Origin of the sequence: Saccharopolyspora pogona, assembly GCF_014697215.1 — a bacterium.
GTDB classification, from domain to species: domain Bacteria; phylum Actinomycetota; class Actinomycetes; order Mycobacteriales; family Pseudonocardiaceae; genus Saccharopolyspora; species Saccharopolyspora hattusasensis.
In genome coordinates, this window is sequence record NZ_CP031142.1 from 4,221,158 (window position 1) to 4,244,004 (window position 22,847).

The window sequence follows — 22,847 nt, forward strand, 5'->3', positions numbered from 1 at the left end:
CCGGGAGAGCCACGCCGACGATGGTGCCGTCGACGACGATCATCGACAGACCGGTGGCGAGCACCGCCAGCGCCAGCCACTTACGCGGCGACCCGACCGCCGCACTCCCCTGCTCGGTGCTGGTCACCGGAGCGCTTCGGTTCGCTCCTCGGACTCCTCCTTCGCGCCTGGAAGGCTCTTGCGCAGCGACAGGAACAGGTGGATCAGGCCGAGCGTGATCAGGATGTGGCCGAGGCCGGCGATCCCGGAGATCGCGGCGGAACTCTCCTCGCCCAGCACCGTCAACGTGCCGTGCACCAGCATCATCGCGGTGGTGAGGGCCAGGCCGGAGTTGTAGAACCAGAAGAACAGCGTGAACAACTTGTTCCCGGACAGCGCGAACGCCTTGTCCAGCGCCAGCACCACCAGGAAGAACAGCATGCCCAGCGCGAGCAGGTGGGTGTGCAGCCCCGACAGCTCGGTGTCGCCGGTGAAGTCCAGCGCCTTGGTGAACTCGCGGTAGTACAGGCCCGCGGCCAGCCCGAGGATCATGTAGATCAGTGCCGACCAGTACAGCTTCTTCATCGCCGTCGCGCTTCCTTCCAGAACGGGGTTCCGCCGACACCGACTTTGGCCGCAGCCGCCGCGCGGCACATCGCACCGCGGGTTGGCCCTCCGGAATCGAACGGTGCACCGGGAAATCAACCGTTCGAACGATGCGCGGAGCCGGCAGGTGGGCTCACTCGACGACGGGGGTGAGCTGGTGGCGGCGGTAGTGGCCCGGGGCCGTGCCGTGGGCCCGCTTGAAGGCCTTAGCGAAGGCGTATTCCGAGGCGTAGCCGACCTCTTTGGCGATCGCCGACAGCGCCGCGTCGGTTTCGCGCAGCCGGCGGGCGGCGGTGATCATCCGCCACCGGGTCAGGTAGGTCAGCGGCGGCTCGCCGACCAGTGCCGTGAAGCGGCGGGAGAAGGTCGCCCGCGACATCCCGATCCTCGCGCCGAGCTCCTCGACCGTCCACTGGTGGGCCGGTTCCTCGGACGGCACTGTCGTCACCATCGCCCTGCCGTCCATGCAGGACGATCTCGGTTTCTCGGCGTCCGGTCTCGCCTGGGTGGTGAACGCCTACCTGATCGCCTTCGCCGGGCTGCTGTTGCTGTCCGGTCGGCTGGGCGACCTGATCGGCGGCAAGAAGGTGTTCCTGACCGGGCTGATCGTCTTCACCGCCGCGTCGGTGTTGTGCGGGTTGGCGTTCGACCCTGCGATGCTAATCGCAGGGCGGTTCGCGCAGGGCGTCGGCGGCGCGCTGGCGTCCGCGGTGATCCTCGGCATGATCGCGGGGCTCTACCCGCAGCCCGGCGAGCAGGCCAGGGCGATGGGCATCTACAGCTTCGTCTCCGCCGGTGGCGGCGCCATCGGGCTCATCGCCGGTGGTGCCATCACGCAAACCCTGGGCTGGGAAGGCGCCTTCCTGGTGAACGTGCCGATCGGAGCCGCGACGCTCGCGCTGGCGGTCCGCGTGCTGGCCGACGACCGCGGCCTCGGTTTCGGCCGTGGCGCCGACCTGCTGGGCGCGTTCCTGGTGACCGCCGGGCTGTCGCTGGGCGTGTACGCGATCGTGCAGCTGGCCGAGCCGACCAGCAGCGCCGGAACGACGCTCGGTTGCGCCGTGGCCTCGGTCGCCCTGCTGGCCGCTTTCCTGGTGCGCCAGGCGAAGACCGCCACGCCGCTGCTGCCGTACGGATCTTCCGGGACCGGCAGCTCTCGGCCGCCAACGTCGTCGTGGTGCTGGTCTTCGCGGCAGGTTTCGGATTCCAGTTCCTCAACGCGCTGTACCTGCAGCGGGTGCTGGGCTTCGACTCGCTGCAGACCGGCCTTGCCTTCATCCCGGCACCGTTGACGCTCGGCACCACCTCGCTGTTCCTCGCGGCCCGGCTCACCAACCGGTTCGGTGCCCGCAAGGTGCTCTTCACCGGCCTGTTCGCGCTGGGCACCGGGTTGGCGTTGCTGAGCCGCGCCCCGGTTGACGGTGTCTACGCCGTGGACGTGCTGCCGCCCCTGCTCCTGATGGGCGCCGGGATGGGACTCGCGGTGCCGTCCGTCATCACGATGGCCATGTCTGGCGCCGCCCCGAGCGACGCCAGGCTGGCCTCCGGGCTCAACAACACCGCCCAGCAGGCCGGGGCCGCCGTCGGGCTCGCGACCTTGGCCACCCTCGCGGCCAGCCGCACCGGTTCCCGGCTCCAGGCCGGTTCCGATGCGGTTTCGGCGCTGCGGGACGGCTACAGCACGGCTTTCCTCCTCTCCGCCGGCTTCGTGTTCGCCGGTCTCGTCATCGCCTTCTTCACCCTGCGCCCCGCGCGAACCGCCCAGCCGGAACCTGCCCAGCCTGCGGGCGAACCGGCGGCCTGACCACGCCATGGGCGGAGCCCGCTGGGTGCACTCCCGGCGGGCTCCGTCGCACCTCGCTTTCCTGACTCCCGACCTGGCTGCGGAGGCGGAACGAGACCTGTGGCGCGAGAAGCGCCCACGCCCCGGCGAGCGCCGCTAGCTAGGACGCCCGGCGACACGCGCAGCACCGGCAGCGCCAGCACGACGTAGACCGCGTAGAACGACAGGATCACCATGATAGGGGCGCCGAGGGTCAACCCCATGCCGAGCACGAACAGGATCACTGCCCGCACCGCGATCCGGACGCGATCCCGCCGCAGCGCCACGCCGCCGTGCGGAGTTCTGCCTCCGGTGAGCAGCCCGAGCGACAGCCCGGCCAGCGTGACAAACAGGATCGACGCATGCCCGTCGCTGAGCCCGGCCAGCACCGCCGCAGCGGTACCCGCCGAAGGCATCAGCGCCGCCGGCCCGATGTGCGTGACGAACATGCCCAGCACAGCCAGGACACGGGCCAGGTCGACGCCGTGCAAGCGTTTTCTGGCGGGTGGGGCACGGCTGCGCCGCGTGCGCGCCGGACATCTCGACAGCACCGGGCGGCGCTGCTGTTGGACTTTCGTTCGCGTGGACCATGCGACAAAGCTATGGCGCGCGCCACTGCGCGGGCGTCGCCCGCGAGTTCGATCCCGTGATCATTCCCGGATCGCAAGTACTCCGCGGCCGGCGGGGCGGTGTCATACCCAGGTACTACGACCGCAGGCTAATTCGGTCCGCGCGCCTTTCCCATAGTCTTCCTGGTGTGGCAATGCGAAAACTGATCGCGAACCTGCCGGGTAGGTTCGACCCGGACGAGCCGGCGTACTTCCTGGGCACCCGACCGGCCTGGCTGACGCGCGTGCCGAGGTGGATGATCCTGGCAGCCATCAGCGGAATCGTCTTACTGGTCTCGGTGTGGGACATCCTGCAGAACCAGCCTGGCTGGAACTTTGACGTGATCCTTCCGCTGGCGGCGGCGCTCGCGGGTTCGCTTGCCCTGCTGGCGATGCGGCGGTTCCCGGCCGCCGTCACCGTGGTCGCGGTGGCCGCGTACCTCGTGACTGTGCATTTCTGGGGCACTCTGGTCGCGTTGTACGCATTGGGGGCGTACGGCCGGAAGCACTGGCAGATCTGGAGCACCGCGGCGATGAGCGTCGTGCTGCGCTGGTACTTCGTGTTCGACACTCGGACCTCCTTCTTGTTCTTCGCCATCTACGCGCTCTTCACCCTGTTCCCCGTGGTCGTAGGGCTTTACATGGCCAGTCGTCGCGCGTGGCTGGCCCACTGGGTCGAGCGCGCCGAACGAGCCGAGCGGGAGCAGGCCCTTATCGCCGACCGGACCCGCGCCGATGAGCGCGCCCGCATCGCCCGCGAAATGCACGATTCCATTGCGCACCAAGTGAGTCTGGTCGTGGTGCACGCCGGCGCGCTGGAGCTGCTCGCGAAGAAGGATCCAGAGAAGGCGGCCCAGGCTGCCGCGACCATCCAGGACGTCGGTCGCGGCGCGCTGAACGAACTGCGGCAGATGATCGGCGTGCTGCGCTCGGATGCCACCGACCAGACACCGGAGCCGCCCCAGCCGACCTTGCAGGACGTCGAGGCGCTGGTTTCCGCCTCCAGCAAGGCGGGGCTGGCCGCCGAACTGCGGATCGAGGGAGAACGCAGGCAGCTGCCCGACCACATCGAGCGCGCCGCGTACCGGGTCATCCAGGAGGCGCTGACCAACGTGCACAAGCACGCGGGCGGCTCCCAGGCCGCGGTCGCGCTCACCTACCGACCCGAACGCCTGGCCGTCTCGGTCCGCAACAGCCGCCCCGCCTCGGACTTCCAGCGCAGCCTGCCCAGCGGTGGGCAGGGCCTGATCGGGCTCGGCGAACGCGTGCAGCTGGCCGGCGGGGCCCTCGATTCGGGCCCCCTGCCCGATGGCGGTTTCCAGGTGACCGCAACGCTTCCCGCCGCCTGAGACCGGAAGCATCCACAATGGCCGGATCCGGGCGGCGGTTGCTTCGCGGTCAGCCCAGCGCTTCGGCGACGACGCGCGCGGTGTCGACGTGCAGACCGTTGTTCACCTCGTCGTCCTTCTTCGGGCGGCTGGTCAGGACCGCGATGACGATCGGGTGGCCCTTGTCCGCCCAGGTCACCGCCACGTCGTTGCCCGAGGCGTAGTCGCCGGTGCCGGTCTTGTCGCCGGTGCGCCAGGTCGGCGGCAGGCCCGCGCGGATCCGCTTGCCGCCGGTGGTGTTGGCGAACAGCCACCCGGTCAGCCGGTCGCGCTCGGGCCCGCGGAGGGCGTCGCCCACCACCAGCGCCCGGTAGCCCGCGGCGATTCCGGCCGGGGTGGTGGTGTCGCGCTCATCGCCGGGGATCGCCATGTTGAGGTCTGGTTCCCAGCGGTCCAGGCGGGTGCTGCCGTCGCCGATCGAGCGCGCGAACGGGGCGATCGCCGCCGGGCCGCCGAGCTCCGCGAGCAGCAGGTTGGCCGCCGTGTTGTCGCTGCGGGTGATCGCCGCGGCGCACAGCTCGTGAACCATCATGCCGGTGCCCGCACTGGGCTTGGTGATCGGCGAGCCGTCCACCAGATCGGCCTCGGTGTAGTGGATCATCTTTTCGAAGTAGCCGCTGTCCAGCCCGTGCTCGCGCAGCAGGGCGGCGGCCGCGTAGGTCTTGAACGTCGAGCACATCGCGAACCGCTCGTCGGCGCGGTGCCCCAGGACCTGTCCGGTGTGGACGTTGACCGCGAACAGACCCAGCCGGGCGTCGTAGCGGCGCTCCAGGTCGGCGAACACCGGGGCGTATTTGCCGTTCAGGGCGGGTCCGGCGCCGCTGGGTGCTGCCGCCACGCCGCTCGCACCGCACGCGGCCACCACCGGGGCGGCCAGGAACGCTCCCAGGATCGCTCGACGACCGACGCGGGTTTCGTTGTGCTGCAAGGAAGTCTTCCTTTCGGGTTGGCCTGCCGGACGAGCCGGCCTGCCGCCCAATGAAGCAGCCCCCGGGCGATAGCGGCAATCCGCGCCAGCCTCTCGAGCGATAGCGGATCGATATGGATCCAGCTGCCGAGCGTCGCGCCGCCGCGGCGAACCCGCGAAAAAACTCGATCACAACCGGCCGGAACGCAGGTCCGTGACCGCGATCCGGGCGCATTCCGCGATCGCGGCATCGACCTGCGGCAGCGCGGAGTCGGCTCGGGGCGCGAGCGTGAACACCGCCACGGCGACCGGCGTTTCGCCGTCGAATTCCACCACGGACACCTCGTTGCGCACCGCGCCGATCGTGCCGGTCTTGCCCGCGACCCGGACCCCGCGATACGGGAACCCGGCCCGGATGCGGTGCTGCCACGCCTGGTGCCCCATCAGCCGCCGGATGAACTCGCACTGCTGCGGCGACGCGACCTCATCGGCCCAGATGAGTTCGAGCAGCCGGGTCGTGTCGCGCGGCGTGGTGGCGCTGGCGTACGACGGGTCGTAGGCGCTGACCGTGCGCGCGGCGTCGTTGTCGCTGAGCAGCGCGAACGCCTACGCCGCGGTGGTCGTGCCCATGTCGCGGACCAGCGAGGCGTGCGAGCACTTCGACGGCTCCGGCCGCAGCTCGTCCTCGACCGCCGCCAGGACGTCGCCGGGCGGCGCGGACTCCTGCCAGACCAGCCGCACCCGCAAGGCGAGATCATCCCCAGCGGTTGGCGCTCGGGTCACACCGGGCGCTTGCAGCGACGGGTCGGTGGTGAGCGCGAAGGCGCGCCCGGCGGCCACGGCGGTCAACGCGTCGCGGTCACCCGCTGCGGGCAGGAACTCCGGGTCGAGCCCCTTGCTGCGCAACGTGTCCACGAGCAGGTCGAACGCCGCCGTCCCGTGGCTGCGCGGCGCGGTCGCGCAGGCCAGGCCGGCCAGCGCGCGCAGGGACTGCTTGCGCCGCGCCGCCGGGTGGTCGGCGGGCACCAGCAGCGAACGCGGGATCTTCCGGATCGGCCCGGACTGGAGGGCGCCGATCAGCGCCGGGTGGTGCACCACGGCACAGTCGAGCCGACCTGCGGTGACGGCATCGACAAGGTCGACCGTGGCAGACGTGGTGGTGATCACGGTGCGCGCCGCCGGATCGGGCGCGGCAGCCCGCACCGCGGCCGTCAGTGCCGCGACCTGCCGATCGCACGCCGCGACGACCCCGATGCCACCGCGCCGCGGTTCTCCCGCTGGCGGCGAGCTTCCTCATCGAACTGCTCCGCGCCATCGAGCAGGGCTCGCGCCCTGGGCAGCAGCTCTGCCCCGGCGGTGGTCAACCGCACCCCGCGAGATCCTCTCGTCAGCAGGGTGCGCCCAGCCTGGCCTCCAACCGCTGGACGCCCTGCGACAGCGGCGGCTGCGTCATCCCGAGCCGGTCCGCGGCATGTCCGAAGTGACCTTCCTCGGCCACGGCGACGAAGAACCGGAGATGGCGCAGCAAATCCACGCCCCGATCCAAGCAGACCCCTCCCGGGGTTCGCGCTCACCGGACCGGTTCGGCCGGTTCCCGCTGCCCGAGCGGCATTCGGGCGTCCGCCATCCGCAGCCGCGCGAAGCGGTAGGAGACACCGCGCCGAATTAACCAGCAGGGTCCCGCCGTGGTGAACAGCCCGACGAACGACACCACGCCGAAGGCGAAACCCAGCATGGAGACCACCGCCAGCACCGGAGGCCCGCCGGGGACATCGCCCAGCTGCACCAGCAGCAGGTAGCCGCCGGTGCCCGCCAGGCTGCGCACCAACCGGGCCCGGGTGCCCGCCGCCATCCTCGGCGGCACGCAGCTTGACGATGCGCCGCCCGAGACTGGTCGTGCTGCCTGCCAGCGGAAGCGCGACCGCGAGCACGAACCACGGCAACCTTCTGCCTTGGGGTTCCGGTGACTTCCCCAGCAGGAGTGGCCTGGCTCTGCCTCGCCAACCGGTGTGCAGCGAACGGACCGTTCACCTCGGTAGGAGCCTGTTGCAAAATTACGCCCACCACGGACCGTGATCGATCGATCACGGCTGAGATGGCCACTGGCGGACAAACGGCGGCGATCGAGACTGATTTGGTACTTCGGTTCAGCCGTTCTCGCCGAAAACGCAACAGGCTCGTAGACGACACAAACGGTCCGTTCGCTTCACACAGCACCCTCCAAGACCGCCGCTACGGCACCCGAACTCATCGCCCCCGTGATCCACGGTAGATGGACAGGTCAGTCCTTCTTCTTCTCGTCCTCGTCGATGATCTCGGCGTCTACCACGTCCTCGTCCCCCTGCTTCGCCTGGCCGTCGCCGCTGGTGTCGGCCGCGGCCTGCTGCTGGTGGCCGTAGATGGCCTGGCCGATGGCCTGCGAGCTCGCGGCGAGGTGGTCGACGGCCGAGCGGATCTTGTCGACGTCGTCGCCCTTGAGTGCCTCGTTGACGTCCTTGATCGCGTCCTGCACCTGCGTCCGGGTGTCGGCCGGGATCTTGTCGGCGTTGTCGGTGAGCACCTTTTCCGTCTGGTAGACCAAGGTCTCGGCCTGGTTGCGGGTCTCGGCCTCCTCGCGACGCTTGCGGTCCTCGTCGGCGTGCGCCTCGGCGTCCTTGACCATCCGGTCGATGTCGTCCTTCGGCAGCGCCGAACCGCCGCTGATCTTGATGGACTGCTGCCGGCCAGTGCCGAGGTCCTTGGCGTTGACGTGCACGATGCCGTTGGCGTCGATGTCGAAGGTGACCTCGATCTGCGGCAAGCCGCGCGGCGCCGGCGGGAGACCGGTGAGCTCGAACATGCCGAGCTTCTTGTTGTGTGCGGCCATTTCCCGCTCGCCCTGGAAGACCTGGATCATCACCGACGGCTGGTTGTCCTCGGCGGTGGTGAAGGTCTCGGAGCGCTTGGTCGGGATCGTGGTGTTGCGCTCGATCAGCTTGGTCATGATGCCGCCCTTGGTCTCGATGCCCAGCGACAGCGGCGTGACATCGAGCAACAGGACGTCCTTGACCTCACCGCGCAGCACACCGGCCTGCAGCGCGGCACCCACGGCGACGACCTCGTCGGGGTTGACACCCTTGTTCGGCTCCTTGCCGTCGGTGAGCTCGCGGACCAGGTCCGTCACGGCCGGCATCCGCGTCGCACCGCCGACCAGCACCACGTGGTTGATGTCGCCGACCTTGATCCCGGCGTCCCGGATCGCGTTATTGAACGGCTTGCGGCAGCGCTCCAACAGGTCGGAGGTGATCCGCTCGAACTCGGCTCGGGACAGCGTCTCGTCCAGGAACAGCGGGTTCTTGTCCGCGTCGACGGTAATGTACGGCAGGTTGATGCTGGTCTGCGAGGAGCTGGACAGCTCGATCTTGGCCTTCTCGGCGGCTTCCTTGATCCGCTGCATGGCCATCCGGTCCTTCGTCAGGTCGATGCCCGATGAGGCCCGGAACTTGTCCACCAGCCACTCGACGACCCGCTCGTCCCAGTCGTCACCACCGAGGTGGGTGTCCCCCGAGGTGGCCTTGACCTCGACCAGCCCTTCGCCGACCTCCAGCAGCGAGACGTCGAAGGTGCCGCCACCGAGGTCGAACACCAGTATGGTCTGCTCCTTCTCGCCCTTCTCCAGGCCGTAGGCCAGCGCCGCAGCGGTGGGTTCGTTGATGATCCGCAGCACGTTGAGGCCGGCGATCTGCCCGGCCTCCTTGGTCGTCTGCCGCTGCGAGTCGTCGAAGTACGCGGGCACCGTCACCACCGCGTCGGTCACGTCCTCCCCCAGGTAGGACTCGGCGTCCCGCTTGAGTTTCATCAGCACGCGGGCGCTGATCTCCTGCGGTGTGTAGGTCTTGTCTTCGATCTGGACCTTCCAGTCGGTGCCCATGTGCCGCTTGACCGACCGGATGGTGCGGTCCACGTTGGTGACCGCTTGGTTCTTGGCCGGCTGCCCCACCAGCAGGTCACCGTTCTTCGCGAAGGCCACCACCGACGGCGTGGTCCGGGAACCCTCGGAATTGGCGATCACCGTAGGCTCGCCGGCTTCCAGCACGGCCACCACCGAGTTCGTCGTACCCAGGTCGATTCCAACCGCGCGCCCCATCACGTACTCCTCTCCGACCCGCCGCCGGGCGGGTCCTGCGAGGCCGACACCTTCAGTATGGGAAGCCCCCACGAACGCGTCCACCTGGGCAAAGGCCGGCCGGTTACGTGAGGGGTATCCCTGCGTTGCGCGGTGCGGGGAGGCCGCCGTTCCCACCGGGTCAGCGGGGGCGGCAGGCTGTGGCCCGGAATGCCGCCGGGCGAGCAGTGGAAGCAGGTCGATGCGCACGAATCCCGGCCCGCGGCAGAACCTGTACCTGCGCGACTACGGCGGGAAAACAGCGTGGTGCTCGCCTCGACCGGGCGCTGCGAGATCCCGCGATGCCCACGGCTCTACGCGAGGCCCGCCACCAGGCGTGCGCCAGCGCGGCGGTGGCTCGCGATGCCGGGCCTGACGACCACCGGCTGGGGTCAGGCGCTGGCCGCGGAGTTCGGCGTCGAGGTGCTGGCCCCTGAGGGGACGCTGACGATCGTGCCCGAAAGGTCGTCGTTTGCCGGGTGCTGGCAGCTCTTCCGGCCTGGTGGGGCGGCCGTGTGGTCGCGGTATCCGATGCCGCCGTGGGAGGCATCGCTTGCCCGATTCCCCGATGCGGTCTCGGTGCCTGCCGGGCTGCTGGTCGGGGCTTCCGACACCGACCACGCCGCCCCGCAGGCCGTGCCGGTGGCCCAGCAGCATCACCGCATCTTGCTGGGCGCTGACGCCGATCCCGCGCAGGTCGCGGCTCTGCTCGGCAGCTTCCCGCCGAGCTGCGAGCTCGTGCCGATCGCGCCCGCGACGCGGACCGCCGAGTCGCTGCGGAAGGTGGCCGTCACCGCCGGGGAGGACGTGCTCGCCACCGCCGCGCCGCTGCTGCACCGTCCCGGAACGGGCACCAGCGTCGTGGTGACCGACGAGCAGGGTCACCCTGCGTGGCCGGCGTTCGCTGCGGTGCTCCGGCACGCGCCGACCGGTCAGATTCACGTGGTGCGGGCCGGTCCGCCACCCGAAGGTTGGACCCATTGCGGACCGTTGCAGTACCGGGGGCGCGACGACAACGTTGTCGCCCAGGTCGTGCCCGCCGGGGGAGCCACCCCGCCACCGTTGACCTGTGCCACGAGCGGTCCGCAGCACCGCAGCTTCCCCGTTTCGAGGTACCAACAAGGGCCTGCCGAGCCGGGCACGTAGCGCTCGGCAGGCCCAGCGTGCGTTGCGGCAGCAGCGGCGCGACTCCTCCGACCACGGGCGCAGGCGGCGACTCGCGAGAAGAATCGGTGAGCTTTTCGGCGAGTTCCTCGCCGAGGCGCTCCTGGCGTCCGTAGCGCTGGCCTTGTTCGCCGGCGTGCTGGCAGCAGGTGCCTGGGGCTGGCAGCACAGTCCTGCCGCAACGGTCGTCCTGGTGGCGGGGATCGCCCTCTTCCTGGCCTTCGGCGTGCACCAACTCGCTACCCGGCGAGCCGGGCAGCGGAAACGAGGACGTCTTGCCGCGGCGGCGGTCGGCACCGTCGTCTTCGTTTTCATCTGGGCGATGTATCTGGTGCTCTACCTGCCCTCGCCCTGATCGGGAGGTGCCCGGTCACTCGGTGCCGATCACACCTTGTTCAGGGGGCGAGAGATTCCAGGTTGGTGACCAGGTCCGCCGGGGCCGGCATCGCCGCCATTTCCTTTCGGACTTCCAGGCCCCAGGCCGTCGAGCGCGCCCGCGATCTCGTCGGTCTGCCCGCGCAGCGTCGACGAGAGCCGGTTGAGACCGTCGACGGCGGGCATCCGGAAACCAGCAGCGACGCGAGCAGCACCGGGACTAGTAGCCCGGGTCACTGCTCCATTCGGGGCTGATCCGGATGTTACGTCGACATAGAACTTGTTTTACCGGCGAGCCTGCCAGCCGATCCGCCGGGAATCCACCTGGAAATTCGTGACGTGTCGACCATTCCGAAGCATCCGGTCTATGGTTGATGAAACACGTTCCACACGCTCCCCCGTCGATGCAGGAGGGATGCATGCGCATCGCCTACACGCCCGAGCAGGAGCAGCTGCGCAAGGAGCTGCGCCGCTACTTCGGCAAGCTCATGACACCGGAGCTCCGCGAGGAACTGACCGCGCACGGCGACTACGGCGACGGAGTGGCCTACAAGCAGCTGGTCCGGCAGATGGGCGCGGACGGCTGGCTCGCGCTGGGCTGGCCGTCGGAGTACGGCGGGCAGAACCGGAGCATGCTGGAGCAGCTGATCTTCACCGACGAAGCGGCGATCGCAGGCGCCCCGGTGCCGTTCCTGACGCTCAACAGCATCGCGCCGACCATCATGCGCTTCGGCACCCCAGACCAGAAGTCGTTCTACCTACCGAAGATCGCCTCCGGTGAGATCCACTTCTCGATCGGCTACTCCGAGCCGGAGGCGGGCACCGACCTCGCCTCGCTGCGCACCACCGCCGACCGCGACGGCGACGAATACGTGATCAACGGCCAGAAGATGTGGACCAGCCTCATCTCGTACGCGGACTACGTGTGGTTGGCCTGCCGCACCGACCGGGACGCGAAGAAGCACCGCGGCCTGAGCATCCTGATCGTGCCCACCGCCGCGCCCGGCTTCTCCTGGACCCCGGTGCACACCGTCGCCGGGCCGTCCACCAGCGCCACCTACTACCAGGACCTGCGCGTGCCGACGTCGGCACTGGTGGGTGCCGAGAACGAGGGCTGGCCGCTGATCACCAACCAGCTCAACCACGAGCGCGTCGCGCTCACCTCGTCGGCACCGCTGCGGCTGGCGCTGGACGAGGTGCTGGAGTGGGCGCGCGAAACGCGGCTCGCCGACGGGCGGCGCGTGCTGGACCAGGAGTGGGTGCGGCGCCACCTGGCCCGCGTGCACGCCGGGGTGGAGTTCCTCAAGCTGGTCAACTGGAAGATCGCCGCCACCGTCGAGGAGCAGCCCGCGCCGGCCACCGCGTCCGCGACCAAGGTGTACGGCACGGAGTTCGCCATCGAGGCCTACCGGCTGCTGATGGAGGTGCTCGGGAGCGCCGCCTACGTGCGGAGCGGCTCGCGGGGCGCCGCGCTGCGCGGCCGGATCGAACGCATGCACCGCTCGTCGCTGATCCTGACCTTCGGCGGCGGAGCCAACGAGGTGCAACGGGACATCGTCGCCGCGGTCGGCCTCGGCCTCCCCCCGGCGAAACGTTAGTCGTGAGTGCTCACTCCGGTAAGAACCGGATCTCCCGCTCACGACACCGATATCCGCGGCAAAACGCCCTCCAGGGAGGATTCATGGACTTCTCGTGCACCGAGGCCCAGGGCGACCTGTCCGGGCTGACCAGGGAGATCCTCGACGATCACGCGACCGCCGAGCGGCTGCGCGAAGTCGAACAAGAGCCGGACCGATTCGACCGTGCACTGTGGACACAACTGGCACAGGCCGGGGTGCTGTCGGCCGCGCTGCCGAGCACCGCCGGAGGCGGCGGGTTCGGGCTGCTGGAGCAGTGCTCCGTGCTGATCGAGCTGGGGCGCGCGGTCGCCCCGGTGCCCTACCTCGCCTCGATCACCACGGCCGCGGCCGCGCTGGCGCAGTTCGGCACCCCGGAGCAGCAGCAGCGCTGGGCCGTCCCGGCGACGAAGGGCGAGCTGGTGCTTACCGCCGCGCTGGCCGAGGAGAACAACCCCGACCCGGACCGCCCCGCGTGCCGCGCCGAACGCGTGGCCGACGGCTGGACGCTAACCGGCACCAAGACCACGGTCCCGGCCGGCACCTTCGCCGACCTCGTGCTCGTTCCGGCGTCCACATCGGACGGAGCGAGGGTGTTCCTCGTCGAGCCCGAGCAGCTGTCGATCGAGCGGCAGCGCATCGTCGACGGCGACAGCGAGGCATGGCTGGCGCTGGACGGCGCACAGGTCGGCGAAGACCAGGTGCTCGGCGAGGATTCGACGGTACTGGACTGGCTGCTCACGCGGGCGACCGTCGGTGCGTGCGCCCACCAGGTGGGTGTTGTCGAGCGGGCGTTGGAGCTGACCAGCGAATACGCCCGCGAGCGGGTCCAGTTCGGGCGGCCGATCGGCAGCTTCCAGGCCGTCGCGCAGCGGCTGGCGGACGCGTTCATCGACGTCGAGGCCGCGCGGCTGACGCTGTGGCAGGCGGCGTGGCGCGTCGACGAGGGGCTGCCGTGCGCGGCCGAGGTCGCCACCGCGAAGTTCTGGGCCGCCGACTCCGGGCACCGGGTGGCGCACACAGCCGTCCACGTGCACGGCGGCGTCGGCATCGATCTCGACCACCGGCTGCACCGCTACTTCGTTGCGGCGAAGCGGAACGAATTCTCCCTCGGCGGCGCGGCTGCGCAGCTGGGGCGGCTCGGCGACGTGCTGGCGGGCTGACCGATGACGCCTACGGTGACCGAGCTCCTGCTGGCCCGCGCCGACGACGACAGCTGAGTGGCCACGACGAGACCGGCGACGAACCGCGCAACCAGGAGCACGGGATAGTTCGGCGCCTGAGGCGATCCGATGTTCCTGCCGAAGAGGGACACGGCGATGAGGCCGACGATGAGCGGCTTCCGGGCCGACCGCGCGGTCAGCACGGTGACCACCGGGCCGCCGACGATCATGCTTAGCGCGCAGGCCGTCACCAGCAGACCTGCCGCGGAAAGCGGCACGGACAGGTCGGCGGCGACGTCCGGCAGGATGCCCGCGATCACGAATTCGCCGGTCGTGAAGCTGAAAACGACCAGCATCAGGGAGAGAACGGGTAACGGCACGACACTTACTGGTTCGAACTCAGATGATATGAATTAGAACTACCGCAGTTCGAATCATCGCCGCTAGACTCGGGACATGGCGAGGGATCCGTCGGCGAGCAGCCAGATCGACCGGGACGTGCGCAGGCTGGTGCACCAGTTCGCGCAGACCCTCGACGTCCACGTGCGCCGCGTCGCCGAGGAACTGGGCCTCACCGCGTCGCAGGCCGTCGCGCTCCGCGAGCTGTCCGAGCCGATCACCGCCCGCGAACTGGCCACCAGGATGTCCTGCGAGGCCTCCAACGCGACGTTCGTGCTGGACAAGCTCGAACAGCAGGGCCTCATCGAGCGCAAGCCGCACCCGACGGACCGGCGCGCCAAGCAGATCGTGCTGACCCCTAGCGGTCGGCGCAGCCGGGCCACCGTACTCAAACACCTGAGCGCCCGGTCCCCGCTGATCCCGCTCACCGAAGACCAGCAGGAAACCCTGCGCGATCTGCTGCAAGCCCTCGTCACGCCACGCTAGGCGCCTGTCTCGCAGACTCGCTGTCCAATGTGGACTTATGTGGCCTTTCCGCCGTGCGGCCTACCTGCGAAGTGACAGTGATCATATTCAACCGGGAAATTAGAGTGCTCTGTCAACCGGACCGTCGTAGCCGGAGTACACGGGTTCATGACGGACACCGCACGGTCCTGCGCCAGTTGCCGCCGAGGCAACGGCTGGTGAGGGCGTTGTTCTACGTGTGCGACCTGTCCGTGGAGCAGATCTCCGAGGAGGCCGGGATGTCCACCGGAACCGCGAAGACCCACCTGGCACGGGGCAGGGCCGCGGCGGCGCGGATGGGCGACATGTCGAGCGCGGAGGACCACGGTGCCTGACCCCATCTCGTCCCCGACGACCAGGTGCGCGCGGTTTTCCGCCGAGCAGCCGCCGATGTCGAGCAACGGTGTCACCGCTGCCGGCGCACGAGATCACCAAGCGCAGCCAACGGCGGCGGCGACTGGCAGCGGGCGTCGCCGGCGCGGCAGCCGCAGCGGCGATCATCGTCTCGGCCTCGGTGGCGGTGAACAGCCGCGATCCGCAGCCCCTGGTGCCGGCCGGTCCGTCCTCGTCGCAGCTCACCACGCCTTCCGCGTCCCTCCTGCCCTCGAACTCCTCCCCCTCGTCCACCTCGCAACCGCCCGCCTCCTCCAACACGCTGACCCCGACGGAGTCCCGATGAGTACGACCACCTTCGTTCCCCCCACTGCCGCCGGCTCCGACCGCCGCGCGGTGTCGAACCAGGCGGTCCTGTTCCTGCTGTGGGCGGCGTTCTTCGCCTGCTACGCGTGGATCTCGCTGGCGCGCTACGCCGGGTACGCGTCTATGTCGTTCGACCTGGGGATCTTCGAGCAGGTCGTGCGGTCCTACGCAGAGGGCCGGACGCCGGTGGCGGACCTGCTGGGACCCGGGTTCGTCATCTTCGGCGACCACTTCAGCCCCGCGCTGGCGCTGCTCGCGCCGCTCTACTTCCTGTTCCCCTCCGCGCAGACGCTGCTCGTCGCGCAGGCTGCCCTGTTCGCGCTCTCGATCGTTCCGGTGACCAGAGCCGCAACGCGGTTGCTCGGCGACACCAGGGGGCGGTCCGTGGGCGTGGCCTACGGCTTGTCCTGGGGAGTGCAACGGGCCGTTGACTTCGACTTCCACGAGATCTGCTTCGCGGTCCCGCTCGTCGCGTTCGCGCTCGAAGCGGCGCTGTCGCAGCGGTGGTGGCGCGCCCTCCTCCTGACCGCACCGCTGGTGCTGGTCAAGGATGACCTCGCGCTCACCGCCGCCGCCATCGCGCTCGTGGTCGCGTGGCTCGCCAGGCAGCACGACAAGCGGTTCGCCCGGGTCGCCGTGGTGAGCGCAGTGCTATTCGTCGTCGCCTGGTTCTGCATCACCCTGCTGGTCATCCCGTCGTTCAACGCGACGGGCGAATACCGGTACTGGGACAAGATCTCCGGCGACGTGGGGTTCCCCGCCTCGCTGCTGGAAGGCTGGGACGAGAAGTTCAGCACCGCGCTGTGGCTCCTGATCCCGACGACGGGGCTGCTCGCGCTCCGGTCACCGGTGCTACTGGCCGTCCTCCCGACGCTCGGCTGGCGGTTCGCCTCCCTCGAGGAGCACTACTGGAGCGCGGACTGGCACTACAACGCGGTGCTGATGCCGATCCTCACCTTCGCGATGGTCGACGCGATCGTCCGGGTGCGCGCGACCCAGCTGTCCTGGTTGCGGGGCTACGCGTCGCACCTGCCGGGGCTCGTCCTGGCAGCGGCGGTCGCACTGACCGTCACGCTGCCGATCGGCAAGCAGATCCAGAGCGGCAGCGACCGCTTCCAGCAGGACCCCGAGGCCGCGTCGAGGGTGCTCGCGATGATCCCGGACGGCGCGACGGTCGTCGCCAACAATTCGACGATCGCTCACCTCACCGGGCGCTGCCGGGTCTTCTGGCCCGGCAACACCGACGGGATCGTCCCGGACTACGTCGCCATCTACGAGCCGGACAAGACGGCCGCGGACGTACGCGAGGAAGCGGAGGAGTGGAACCCGGGAACCACGTACCAAGTCCTGCTGGAGGACTCGGGATTCTGGGCCCTGGGCCGCGCCACCTGAGTTCAGCGGAGCGTGTTCAGGTTGATGATCGTTTCGTCCAGTTCGTCCAGTTCGTCCAGCAGTTCGGCCATGACATCGGCGACCGGGCGGATCTCGTTCATCCGGCCGACGATCTGGCCCACCGGCATCGAGACCACGCGGGTCCCCGGAGCGCATGATGCGCTGGTGCGCCTCGCTGACCAGGATGTTCTGCAGCGGCATTCGGGAGCGGTTCGGGCGCATCGGCGTCCGCCCACGACTCCGTCCACCGCGCCTTGAGCAGCCACGCCGGTTTCCCGGTGTAGATCCGGGAGCGCACCGTGTCGCTGGAACCCGCCGCCAGCAGCACCTACTGCGTCGCGCGGTCTGGCGGCTGGAGCCGACGCCGTCAGCAGCCAGCACCGGAGCCCGCTCGCCGACCGCGTCGACGATCTCCGGCACCAGCACCATCGTGGCGATCTCACCAATGTGCCCGCCGGCTTCATGTCCCTGCGCCACAACGATGTCCACGCCGTTGTCGACGTGCCGGCTGGCATGTTCGGCCTTGCCCGCCAGCGCCGCGACCAGCACGTCGTGCTCGTGGGCCTGCCGGATGACGTCCACCGGCGGTGAGCCCAGCGCGTTGGCGATCAGCCGGAACGGGTGCCGCAGCGCAACGTCCACATGAGACGGTGCGACGGAATGCAGCCAGCCCAGCACCCCGTCCGTCTGCTGCTCGTCGGCCGGCAGATCGGGCACGCCGAACTTGGCGAGCGTCCGCCGCACGAACTCCTGGTGTTCCGGCGGGAATCAGCTGCCGCAGGTCGACCGCCGCCTTCGGTGGGAACCTTCGCGGGCATCATCGCGTCCACGCCGTAGGGCTTGCCGTCGGTGTTCTGGTCCATCCAGTCCAGCACGACATCCAGCTCTCCGGCGTCGTTGAACCGCACGCAGCCGAGCACGCCCAGCCCGCCCGGCCCGGGTGATCGACGCGGCGACGTGCTCCGACGGGGTGAAACCGACGATCGGGTACTCGATGCCCGAGGTGTCGCAGATTGTCGTTCGCATTCGTCCTCAGTTTCTGTCTCCGGACTCGTTTTGCGTGGCGGTGCGGGTGGCGGAACTCCAGACGCCGCCTGGACTCCGGGATCCCCGACTTGCGTATCACCAATGCGCGGCATGGGGGTTGTCCTCGCCACGCGCCCTGATGGGGTGCGCACGGTCTGAGAACCCGCGGCGGTGCAAGCTGCAAGGGCGTGCCAAACGCCCTTCGGCGCTTCAAAAAGGAGAATAGGAGTTCAGCCGGGTTCGGTGGCGGTCTCGCGCCGCGACGGCTCGCGCGCGTCGGTCGGCTCGTGCGTCTCGGTGTGCCGCTTCGCCCAGGAGTAGTCGGGTTTACCGCTGGGCGAGCGGTTGACCTCGTCCACCAGCCACAGGCTGCGCGGCACCTTGTAGCCGGCGATCCATTCCCGGACGTGCGCGTCGAGGTCGGCGAGTCCCGGGGCCGAGCCCGCCCGAGGCTGCACGATGGCTGCGACCCGCTGGCCGAGGCGCTCGTCGGGCACCCCGACGACCAGCGCGTCGAACACGTCCGGGTGCGATTTGAGCGCGGCCTCGACCTCCTCCGGGAAGACCTTCTCGCCGCCGGTGTTGATCGACACCGAGCCGCGGCCCAGCATCGTGACGGTGCCGTCGTCCTCGATCCGCGCGTAGTCGCCCGGCGCGACGTAGCGCTTGCCGTCGATCTCCCGGAACACCGAGCGGGACTTCTCCTCGTCCTTGTAGTAGCCCAGCGGCAGGTGCCCGGTGCGCGCCAGCCACCCGATCTCGCCGGGCGGCGCGAAGCTGCCGTCGTCCCGGATCACCGTGGTGGAGGCGTCCGCGTTGACCCTCGGCCCGCCGGTCTGCGCGTTGTCGCGGCCGATGACGCCGATTCCGCTGAACCCTGTCTCCGACGAGCCGATCGAGTCGGTGATCACCACGTTGGGCAGGGCGTCGAGGTATTGGCGCTGCACCGACGGCGAGAAGAGCGCGGCGCTGCTGGAGATCGCGACCAGTGACGAGGCGTCGTAGCCGCCCTCGTGGAAGGCCTCGATGAGCGGCCTGGCCATCGCATCGCCCACGATCGCCAGCACGTCGACCCGTTCCCGCTCGATCGCGCGCCACACCTCGTGCGCGTCGAACTGCGGCATGAAAACCACGGTGCTGCACGCGAAGAGGGTGCCGAAGCTCGCCCACTGCGCGGCGCCGTGGATGAACGGTGCGGCGGGCAGCCAGATCAGGCCACCACTTTCGGCACCGGCGCGAGCCTGCTGCCACTCGTCACGCATCGTTTCGCCGGTCATGAAGTCGATGCCGCCGCCGAGCACCCGCCACACGTCCTCGTGGCGCCACATCACGCCCTTGGGCATGCCGGTGGTGCCGCCGGTGTAGAGCAGGTAGAGGTCGTCGGCGCTGCGCTCCGGGAAGTCCCGTTCGGCGGATTGACCGGTCAATACCGACTCGTACTCGACGCCGCCGTACCCGGTGCAATCGGCGTCGGTGCCGTCGTCGATGACGAGAACCTCGCTCAGTTGCGGGAAATCCGGCCGGACCTTGGCCACGTGGTCGCTGTAGCGGCGTTCGTGCACCAGCGCGGCGAGGTCGGCGTTGTCGACGATGTAGCGCAATTCGTTCGGCACGTAGCGGAAGTTGATGTTGATGGGCACCGCGCGGACCTTGTAGGCCGCCAGCATGGTCTCCAGCGCCTCGATGGAGTTGCGGGAGTAGACCCCGATGTGCGAGCCCGGCCCGAGCCCGCGGGCCGTGAGGTGGTGCGCCAGCCGGTTGGCCCGCTGGTCCAGCTGCGCGAATGTCAGGCGACGCTCGCCGCAGATCACGGCGACGCGATCGGGTATCAGATCGACGGCGTGCTCGAAGAGATCTGCGATGTTGTATGCCACCCCGTGAAACTAGAACGTGTTATCGCTCTCGGCAAGAACCCGAAAAGCCGAACCACAATTCGCGTCGGTGACGAGCCGTCGAGGCGCAGCGCTGGCGAAGTCGGTTTTCCTGCCGCAGATCCCGCGACGCAAGCTGCGTTCTCCACCCAGTGGAAGGGTTTCCATGACGTCGACAACAGAGGTCGTCGAGCAACCGCACTGCCTGGTCGAACGGCGCGGCGCGGTGCTCGTGGTGACGATGAACCGACCCGAGGTCCGCAACGCCATGTCCGGGCCGATGCTGGAGATCATGCGGCAGGCCTGGGACGAGGTGGACCGCGACGACGACATCCGGGCGTGCGTGCTGACGGGCTCGGGCGGCGCGTTCTGCGCCGGCGCGGACCTGAAGGCGATGACGCAGGCCCACCCCGGCGACACCGCGCGCGGTGTGGACCTGTCCGTGATCGAGCCCCTGCTCAAGGGCCGCCGCCTCACGAAACCGCTGATCGTTGCGGCGGAAGGGCCCGCAGTGGCGGGCGGCACGGAGATTCTGCAGGCAACCGACATCCGAGTTGCGGGCGAGAGCGCGCGGTTCGGCGTGCCGGGGGCCCGGTGGGGCCTGTTCCCGCTGGGCGGCTCGGCGGTCCGGCTGCCGCGCCAGATCCCCTACACCGTCGCGGCCGACATCCTGCTGACCGGCAGGCACATCTTCGCACCGGAAGCGAAGGACCTCGGCCTGATCGGCCACGTGGTTCCCGACGGCCAAGCCCTGGCCAAAGCCCTGGAGCTGGCGGATCTGATCGCCACCAACGGCCCCCTCGCGGTGCGGGCGATCCTCCGGACGATGCGGGAAACCGAGGGCATGCCGGAGAACGAGGCGTTCACCGTGGACGATCGCTTGGGCATGGAGGTCTTCTCCAGCGAGGACGCCAAGGAAGGCCCCCGCCCCTTCGCCGAGAAGCGCAAACCGAACTTCCGGGGCAAGTAGGACCAACAACCCGTCCAGTTTCAATTGAAACGCGGGGACCACGGACCACGGACCACGGTTTCAATCGAAACTGGGCGTCGGATCGCGCGGTCGCGGTCGGCCCAGTACGCCTCGCGGAGCTTGCGCTTGTAGAGCTTTCCGTTGGACATCTCGCCGGATCGGGCGTACTTCCGCCGATCAGGTGTACTGCACCTGGACTTCCTTGATGCCGTTGAGCCAGCCGGAGCGGAGGCGGCGGGGTTCGCCGATCCGCTTGATGTCCGGCATGTGGTCGGCGATCGCGTTGAAGATCAGGTCGATCTCCAGGCGGGCCAGGTTCGCGCCGAGGCAGTAGTGCGCGCCGGTGCCGCCGAACCCGACGTGCGGGTTCGGGTCGCGGGTGATGTCGAAGCGCTCCGGCTCGTCGAAGACCTCCGGGTCGAAGTTCGCGGAGCTGTAGAACATGCCGACCCGCTGTCCCCGCTTGATCTCGACGCCGCCGAGTTCGACGTCCTCCGTCGCGGTGCGCTGGAAGGCCACCACCGGGGTCGCCCACCGGACGATCTCGTCGGCCGTCGTCGCCGGGCGCTGCTCCTTGTAGAGCTCCCACTGCTCCGGGTTGTCCAGGAACGCGAGCATTCCGTGGGTGATGGCATTGCGGGTGGTCTCGTTGCCCGCCACCGCCAGCAGGATCACGAAGAACCCGAACTCGTCCGCGGTCAGCGCGTTGCCGTCGATGTCGGCCTGGACCAGCTTGGTCACGATGTCGTCCATCGGGCAGCCGCGGCGCTCCTCGGCCATGTTGGTGAAGTAGCCGAGCATCTCGGCGGCGGCGACCTCCGGCTGGATGTCGTACTCCGGGTCGTCGTAGCCGACCATCTGGTTCGACCAGTCGAAGATCTCCTTGCGGTGCTCTTGCGGGAGCCCGAGCAGTTCCGCGATCGCCTGCAGCGGCAGCTCGCAGGCCACGTCGGTGACGAAGTCGCCGCTGCCGCGCTCGCGGGCCCCGGTGGCGATCCGCTGGGCCCGGTCCCGCAGCGCCGATTCCAGGCTGTTGATGGCCCGCGGGGTGAAGCCGCGCTGCACGATCTTGCGCAGCTTGGTGTGCTGCGGCGGGTCGATGTTGAGCATGATGAAGCGCTGCAGCTCGATCTGCTCGCGGGTCATGCTCTCGTTGAACCGGATGACGGCGGTGTTCTCCCAGCTGGAGAACACGGCGCTGCGCCGGGATACCTCTTTGACGTCGGCGTGCCGGCTGATCACCCAGTAGCCGCCGTCGTCGAACCCGCTTCGACGGTCGGGCTGCCGGTTCCACCACACTGGCGCGGTGCGGCGCAGCTCGGCGAACTCGGCCAGCGGCAGCCGTTCGGCGAGCAGGTCGGGATCGGTGAAGTCGAAGCCCTCCGGAATGCGCGGTGCGACCACGGCAACCTCCTACAGCGACGCGTTATCCGACCGTTTAAATGGAACGAGTTCTAAGCAAGAGAACCACACTTCAAAGGTTCAGTAAACCCCTGTAACTATCGTTGCATCGAGTGAGCACCAACACGTTCGATCAAACTTGATTGGCACGCTTGTATGACAAGTAGAACATGTTCTATTTTTGGCCCGGCCTACCGAGGGGCCCAGGTGGGCAATCCGGTGATCGTGGAAGCGGTCCGCACCCCGATCGGCAAGCGCCGCAGCCGGCTTGCGGGACTGCACCCCGATCGGCAAGCGCCGCAGCCGGCTTGCGGGAGATCCTCGGCGCGGCGCAACGCGGCCTGTTCGACCGAGCTGGCATCGACGCCGCCGAGGTCGACCAGCTGATCGGCGGTTGCGTGACCCAAGCCGGCGAGCAGTCGAACAACGTCGCCCGCACGGCGTGGCTGCACTCCGGCTTGCCACACCAGGTCGGGTGCACCACGGTAGACGCGCAATGCGGATCGGCGCAGCAGGCCACGCACCTCATCGCGGGGCTGATCGCCGCGGACGCGGTGCGGGTCGGCATCTCCTGCGGTGTCGAGGCTATGAGCCGCGTGCCGCTGCGCACCAACCTCGGCGCGGACGTGGGCATGCCGCGGCCGGAGTCGTGGGACATCGATCTGCCGAACCAGTACGAGGCCGCCGACCGCATCGCCGCGCCGCGGGATCAGCCGCGACGACCTGCACGCCTTCGGGCTTGCATGTTGGCCTGAAACCCGTTCTGGAGAACGGGATGCACACCGCCGGGACGTCGTCGCCACGGGCACGATC

At 69.2% G+C, this 22,847-nt stretch carries 24 protein-coding genes and 4 pseudogenes; 13 read left to right on the forward strand and 15 right to left on the reverse strand.

All coding sequences use genetic code 11. From position 1 onward, the window contains the following. Positions 1-123: 123 nt before the first annotated feature. A complete protein-coding gene (locus DL519_RS19155; protein WP_190816802.1) occupies positions 124-564 on the reverse strand; it encodes a DUF2871 domain-containing protein in 441 nt (146 codons plus the stop codon). Positions 565-718: 154 nt separating this feature from the next. After that, positions 719-1,012 (reverse strand): annotated as a pseudogene (locus DL519_RS19160) (helix-turn-helix transcriptional regulator); the annotation flags it as partial. A 37-nt stretch (positions 1,013-1,049) separates the two neighbouring features. On the opposite strand from DL519_RS19160, the pseudogene DL519_RS46815 reads away from it, so the two are divergent. Together DL519_RS46815 and DL519_RS46820 are read left to right on the forward strand one after the other, a co-directional pair. Further along, a pseudogene (locus DL519_RS46815) lies at positions 1,050-1,454 on the forward strand (MFS transporter); the annotation flags it as partial. 185 nt (positions 1,455-1,639) lie between these two features. Continuing rightward, positions 1,640-2,113 (forward strand): annotated as a pseudogene (locus DL519_RS46820) (MFS transporter); the annotation flags it as partial. A 146-nt stretch (positions 2,114-2,259) separates the two neighbouring features. Here the strand turns inward: DL519_RS46820 and DL519_RS46825 are convergent. Then, positions 2,260-2,898, reverse strand: a complete 639-nt coding sequence (locus DL519_RS46825; RefSeq protein ID WP_223839265.1) for a hypothetical protein — start codon at positions 2,896-2,898, stop codon at positions 2,260-2,262. A 272-nt stretch (positions 2,899-3,170) separates the two neighbouring features. Between DL519_RS46825 and DL519_RS19170 the strand changes: the two genes are divergently transcribed. Further along, a complete protein-coding gene (locus tag DL519_RS19170) occupies positions 3,171-4,364 on the forward strand; it encodes a sensor histidine kinase (protein ID WP_190816805.1) in 1,194 nt (397 codons plus the stop codon). 49 nt (positions 4,365-4,413) lie between these two features. Here the strand turns inward: DL519_RS19170 and bla are convergent, their stop codons facing one another. The 7 genes from bla to dnaK all read right to left on the reverse strand — a co-directional run bounded on the left by bla (position 4,414) and on the right by dnaK (position 9,436). Next, positions 4,414-5,331 (reverse strand): class A beta-lactamase, encoded by a 918-nt coding sequence (gene bla, locus DL519_RS19175; RefSeq protein WP_190816807.1) that lies wholly within the window; start codon positions 5,329-5,331, stop codon positions 4,414-4,416. A 168-nt stretch (positions 5,332-5,499) separates the two neighbouring features. Continuing rightward, a complete protein-coding gene (locus DL519_RS19180) occupies positions 5,500-5,907 on the reverse strand; it encodes a serine hydrolase (protein WP_223840320.1) in 408 nt (135 codons plus the stop codon). A 9-nt stretch (positions 5,908-5,916) separates the two neighbouring features. After that, the gene (locus DL519_RS50180) at positions 5,917-6,513 is read right to left on the reverse strand and encodes a LysR substrate-binding domain-containing protein (RefSeq protein ID WP_397544956.1); all 597 of its coding nucleotides are present in this window, start codon (positions 6,511-6,513) and stop codon (positions 5,917-5,919) included. 8 nt (positions 6,514-6,521) lie between these two features. Then, positions 6,522-6,680: a hypothetical protein gene (locus DL519_RS50185; RefSeq protein ID WP_397544957.1), complete on the reverse strand. Its 159-nt coding sequence runs from the start codon at positions 6,678-6,680 to the stop codon at positions 6,522-6,524. Positions 6,681-6,697: 17 nt separating this feature from the next. Next, positions 6,698-6,844, reverse strand: coding sequence for a LysR family transcriptional regulator (locus DL519_RS50190; protein ID WP_397544958.1), 147 nt, complete (start codon positions 6,842-6,844; stop codon positions 6,698-6,700). A gap of 36 nt (positions 6,845-6,880) precedes the next feature. Next, entirely contained in the window at positions 6,881-7,174 is a 294-nt protein-coding gene (locus DL519_RS19195; protein WP_190816809.1) for a hypothetical protein, read from the reverse strand. 417 nt (positions 7,175-7,591) lie between these two features. Continuing rightward, positions 7,592-9,436, reverse strand: a complete 1,845-nt coding sequence (gene dnaK, locus DL519_RS19200) for a molecular chaperone DnaK (protein ID WP_190816811.1) — start codon at positions 9,434-9,436, stop codon at positions 7,592-7,594. A gap of 381 nt (positions 9,437-9,817) precedes the next feature. On the opposite strand from dnaK, the gene DL519_RS19205 reads away from it, so the two are divergent. Both DL519_RS19205 and DL519_RS19210 read left to right on the forward strand, forming a co-directional pair. Beyond that, positions 9,818-10,600, forward strand: coding sequence for a hypothetical protein (locus DL519_RS19205; RefSeq protein ID WP_190816813.1), 783 nt, complete (start codon positions 9,818-9,820; stop codon positions 10,598-10,600). 22 nt (positions 10,601-10,622) lie between these two features. After that, on the forward strand, positions 10,623-10,973 hold the full coding sequence (locus DL519_RS19210; RefSeq protein WP_190816814.1) for a hypothetical protein: 351 nt from the start codon (positions 10,623-10,625) through the stop codon (positions 10,971-10,973). Positions 10,974-11,002: 29 nt separating this feature from the next. Here DL519_RS19210 and DL519_RS19215 read toward each other — a convergent pair whose 3' ends face one another. Further along, on the reverse strand, positions 11,003-11,179 hold the full coding sequence (locus tag DL519_RS19215) for a hypothetical protein (RefSeq protein ID WP_190824628.1): 177 nt from the start codon (positions 11,177-11,179) through the stop codon (positions 11,003-11,005). 233 nt (positions 11,180-11,412) lie between these two features. On the opposite strand from DL519_RS19215, the gene DL519_RS19220 reads away from it, so the two are divergent. Together DL519_RS19220 and DL519_RS19225 are read left to right on the forward strand one after the other, a co-directional pair. Continuing rightward, a complete protein-coding gene (locus DL519_RS19220; protein WP_190816816.1) occupies positions 11,413-12,591 on the forward strand; it encodes an acyl-CoA dehydrogenase family protein in 1,179 nt (392 codons plus the stop codon). Positions 12,592-12,674: 83 nt separating this feature from the next. Continuing rightward, entirely contained in the window at positions 12,675-13,772 is a 1,098-nt protein-coding gene (locus DL519_RS19225) for an acyl-CoA dehydrogenase family protein (protein WP_190816818.1), read from the forward strand. Here the strand turns inward: DL519_RS19225 and DL519_RS19230 are convergent. Beyond that, the gene (locus tag DL519_RS19230) at positions 13,685-14,152 is read right to left on the reverse strand and encodes an MFS transporter (RefSeq protein ID WP_223839268.1); all 468 of its coding nucleotides are present in this window, start codon (positions 14,150-14,152) and stop codon (positions 13,685-13,687) included. The genes DL519_RS19225 and DL519_RS19230 overlap by 88 nt on opposite strands. Before the next feature lie 76 nt (positions 14,153-14,228). On the opposite strand from DL519_RS19230, the gene DL519_RS19235 reads away from it, so the two are divergent. The 4 genes from DL519_RS19235 to DL519_RS19250 all read left to right on the forward strand — a co-directional run bounded on the left by DL519_RS19235 (position 14,229) and on the right by DL519_RS19250 (position 16,766). Next, positions 14,229-14,657 carry a MarR family winged helix-turn-helix transcriptional regulator gene (locus DL519_RS19235; protein WP_190816820.1) on the forward strand — a complete coding sequence of 143 codons (429 nt, stop codon included), beginning with the start codon at positions 14,229-14,231 and terminating at the stop codon, positions 14,655-14,657. A 104-nt stretch (positions 14,658-14,761) separates the two neighbouring features. Then, on the forward strand, positions 14,762-15,010 hold the full coding sequence (locus DL519_RS19240; protein ID WP_223839270.1) for a sigma factor-like helix-turn-helix DNA-binding protein: 249 nt from the start codon (positions 14,762-14,764) through the stop codon (positions 15,008-15,010). 68 nt (positions 15,011-15,078) lie between these two features. After that, positions 15,079-15,354 carry a hypothetical protein gene (locus DL519_RS19245; RefSeq protein ID WP_190816823.1) on the forward strand — a complete coding sequence of 92 codons (276 nt, stop codon included), beginning with the start codon at positions 15,079-15,081 and terminating at the stop codon, positions 15,352-15,354. After that, positions 15,351-16,766 carry a DUF2079 domain-containing protein gene (locus DL519_RS19250; RefSeq protein ID WP_190816825.1) on the forward strand — a complete coding sequence of 472 codons (1,416 nt, stop codon included), beginning with the start codon at positions 15,351-15,353 and terminating at the stop codon, positions 16,764-16,766. Before DL519_RS19245 ends, DL519_RS19250 begins: the two co-directional genes overlap by 4 nt. A 2-nt stretch (positions 16,767-16,768) precedes the next feature. On the opposite strand, the pseudogene DL519_RS49445 reads toward DL519_RS19250, so the two are convergent. Together DL519_RS49445 and DL519_RS19260 are read right to left on the reverse strand one after the other, a co-directional pair. After that, positions 16,769-17,792, reverse strand: a pseudogene (locus DL519_RS49445) (NAD(P)H-dependent flavin oxidoreductase). Positions 17,793-18,022: 230 nt separating this feature from the next. Beyond that, on the reverse strand, positions 18,023-19,666 hold the full coding sequence (locus tag DL519_RS19260; protein ID WP_190816827.1) for an acyl-CoA synthetase: 1,644 nt from the start codon (positions 19,664-19,666) through the stop codon (positions 18,023-18,025). 163 nt (positions 19,667-19,829) lie between these two features. Here DL519_RS19260 and DL519_RS19265 point away from each other — a divergent pair, with 163 nt between their 5' ends. Continuing rightward, positions 19,830-20,633, forward strand: a complete 804-nt coding sequence (locus DL519_RS19265) for a crotonase/enoyl-CoA hydratase family protein (protein ID WP_190816829.1) — start codon at positions 19,830-19,832, stop codon at positions 20,631-20,633. Between the two features lie 177 nt (positions 20,634-20,810). On the opposite strand, the gene DL519_RS19270 is transcribed toward DL519_RS19265, so the two are convergent. Beyond that, positions 20,811-22,037 carry a cytochrome P450 gene (locus DL519_RS19270; protein WP_190816831.1) on the reverse strand — a complete coding sequence of 409 codons (1,227 nt, stop codon included), beginning with the start codon at positions 22,035-22,037 and terminating at the stop codon, positions 20,811-20,813. A gap of 305 nt (positions 22,038-22,342) precedes the next feature. On the opposite strand from DL519_RS19270, the gene DL519_RS19275 reads away from it, so the two are divergent. Then, a complete protein-coding gene (locus DL519_RS19275) occupies positions 22,343-22,789 on the forward strand; it encodes a thiolase family protein (protein WP_397544959.1) in 447 nt (148 codons plus the stop codon). Positions 22,790-22,847 lie beyond the last annotated feature (58 nt).

Bases quoted from the DNA above. Each gene is read 5' to 3' on its own strand.
- DL519_RS19155 (WP_190816802.1), bottom strand. From the start codon at position 564: ATGAAGAAGCTGTACTGGTCGGCACTGATCTACATGATCCTCGGGCTG.
- DL519_RS19170 (WP_190816805.1), top strand. From the start codon at position 3,171: ATGCGAAAACTGATCGCGAACCTGCCGGGTAGGTTCGACCCGGACGAG.
- dnaK (WP_190816811.1), bottom strand. From the start codon at position 9,436: ATGGGGCGCGCGGTTGGAATCGACCTGGGTACGACGAACTCGGTGGTG.
- DL519_RS19205 (WP_190816813.1), top strand. From the start codon at position 9,818: ATGCCGGGCCTGACGACCACCGGCTGGGGTCAGGCGCTGGCCGCGGAG.
- DL519_RS19215 (WP_190824628.1), bottom strand. From the start codon at position 11,179: ATGCCCGCCGTCGACGGTCTCAACCGGCTCTCGTCGACGCTGCGCGGG.
- DL519_RS19220 (WP_190816816.1), top strand. From the start codon at position 11,413: ATGCGCATCGCCTACACGCCCGAGCAGGAGCAGCTGCGCAAGGAGCTG.
- DL519_RS19225 (WP_190816818.1), top strand. From the start codon at position 12,675: ATGGACTTCTCGTGCACCGAGGCCCAGGGCGACCTGTCCGGGCTGACC.
- DL519_RS19235 (WP_190816820.1), top strand. From the start codon at position 14,229: ATGGCGAGGGATCCGTCGGCGAGCAGCCAGATCGACCGGGACGTGCGC.
- DL519_RS19250 (WP_190816825.1), top strand. From the start codon at position 15,351: ATGAGTACGACCACCTTCGTTCCCCCCACTGCCGCCGGCTCCGACCGC.
- DL519_RS19265 (WP_190816829.1), top strand. From the start codon at position 19,830: ATGACGTCGACAACAGAGGTCGTCGAGCAACCGCACTGCCTGGTCGAA.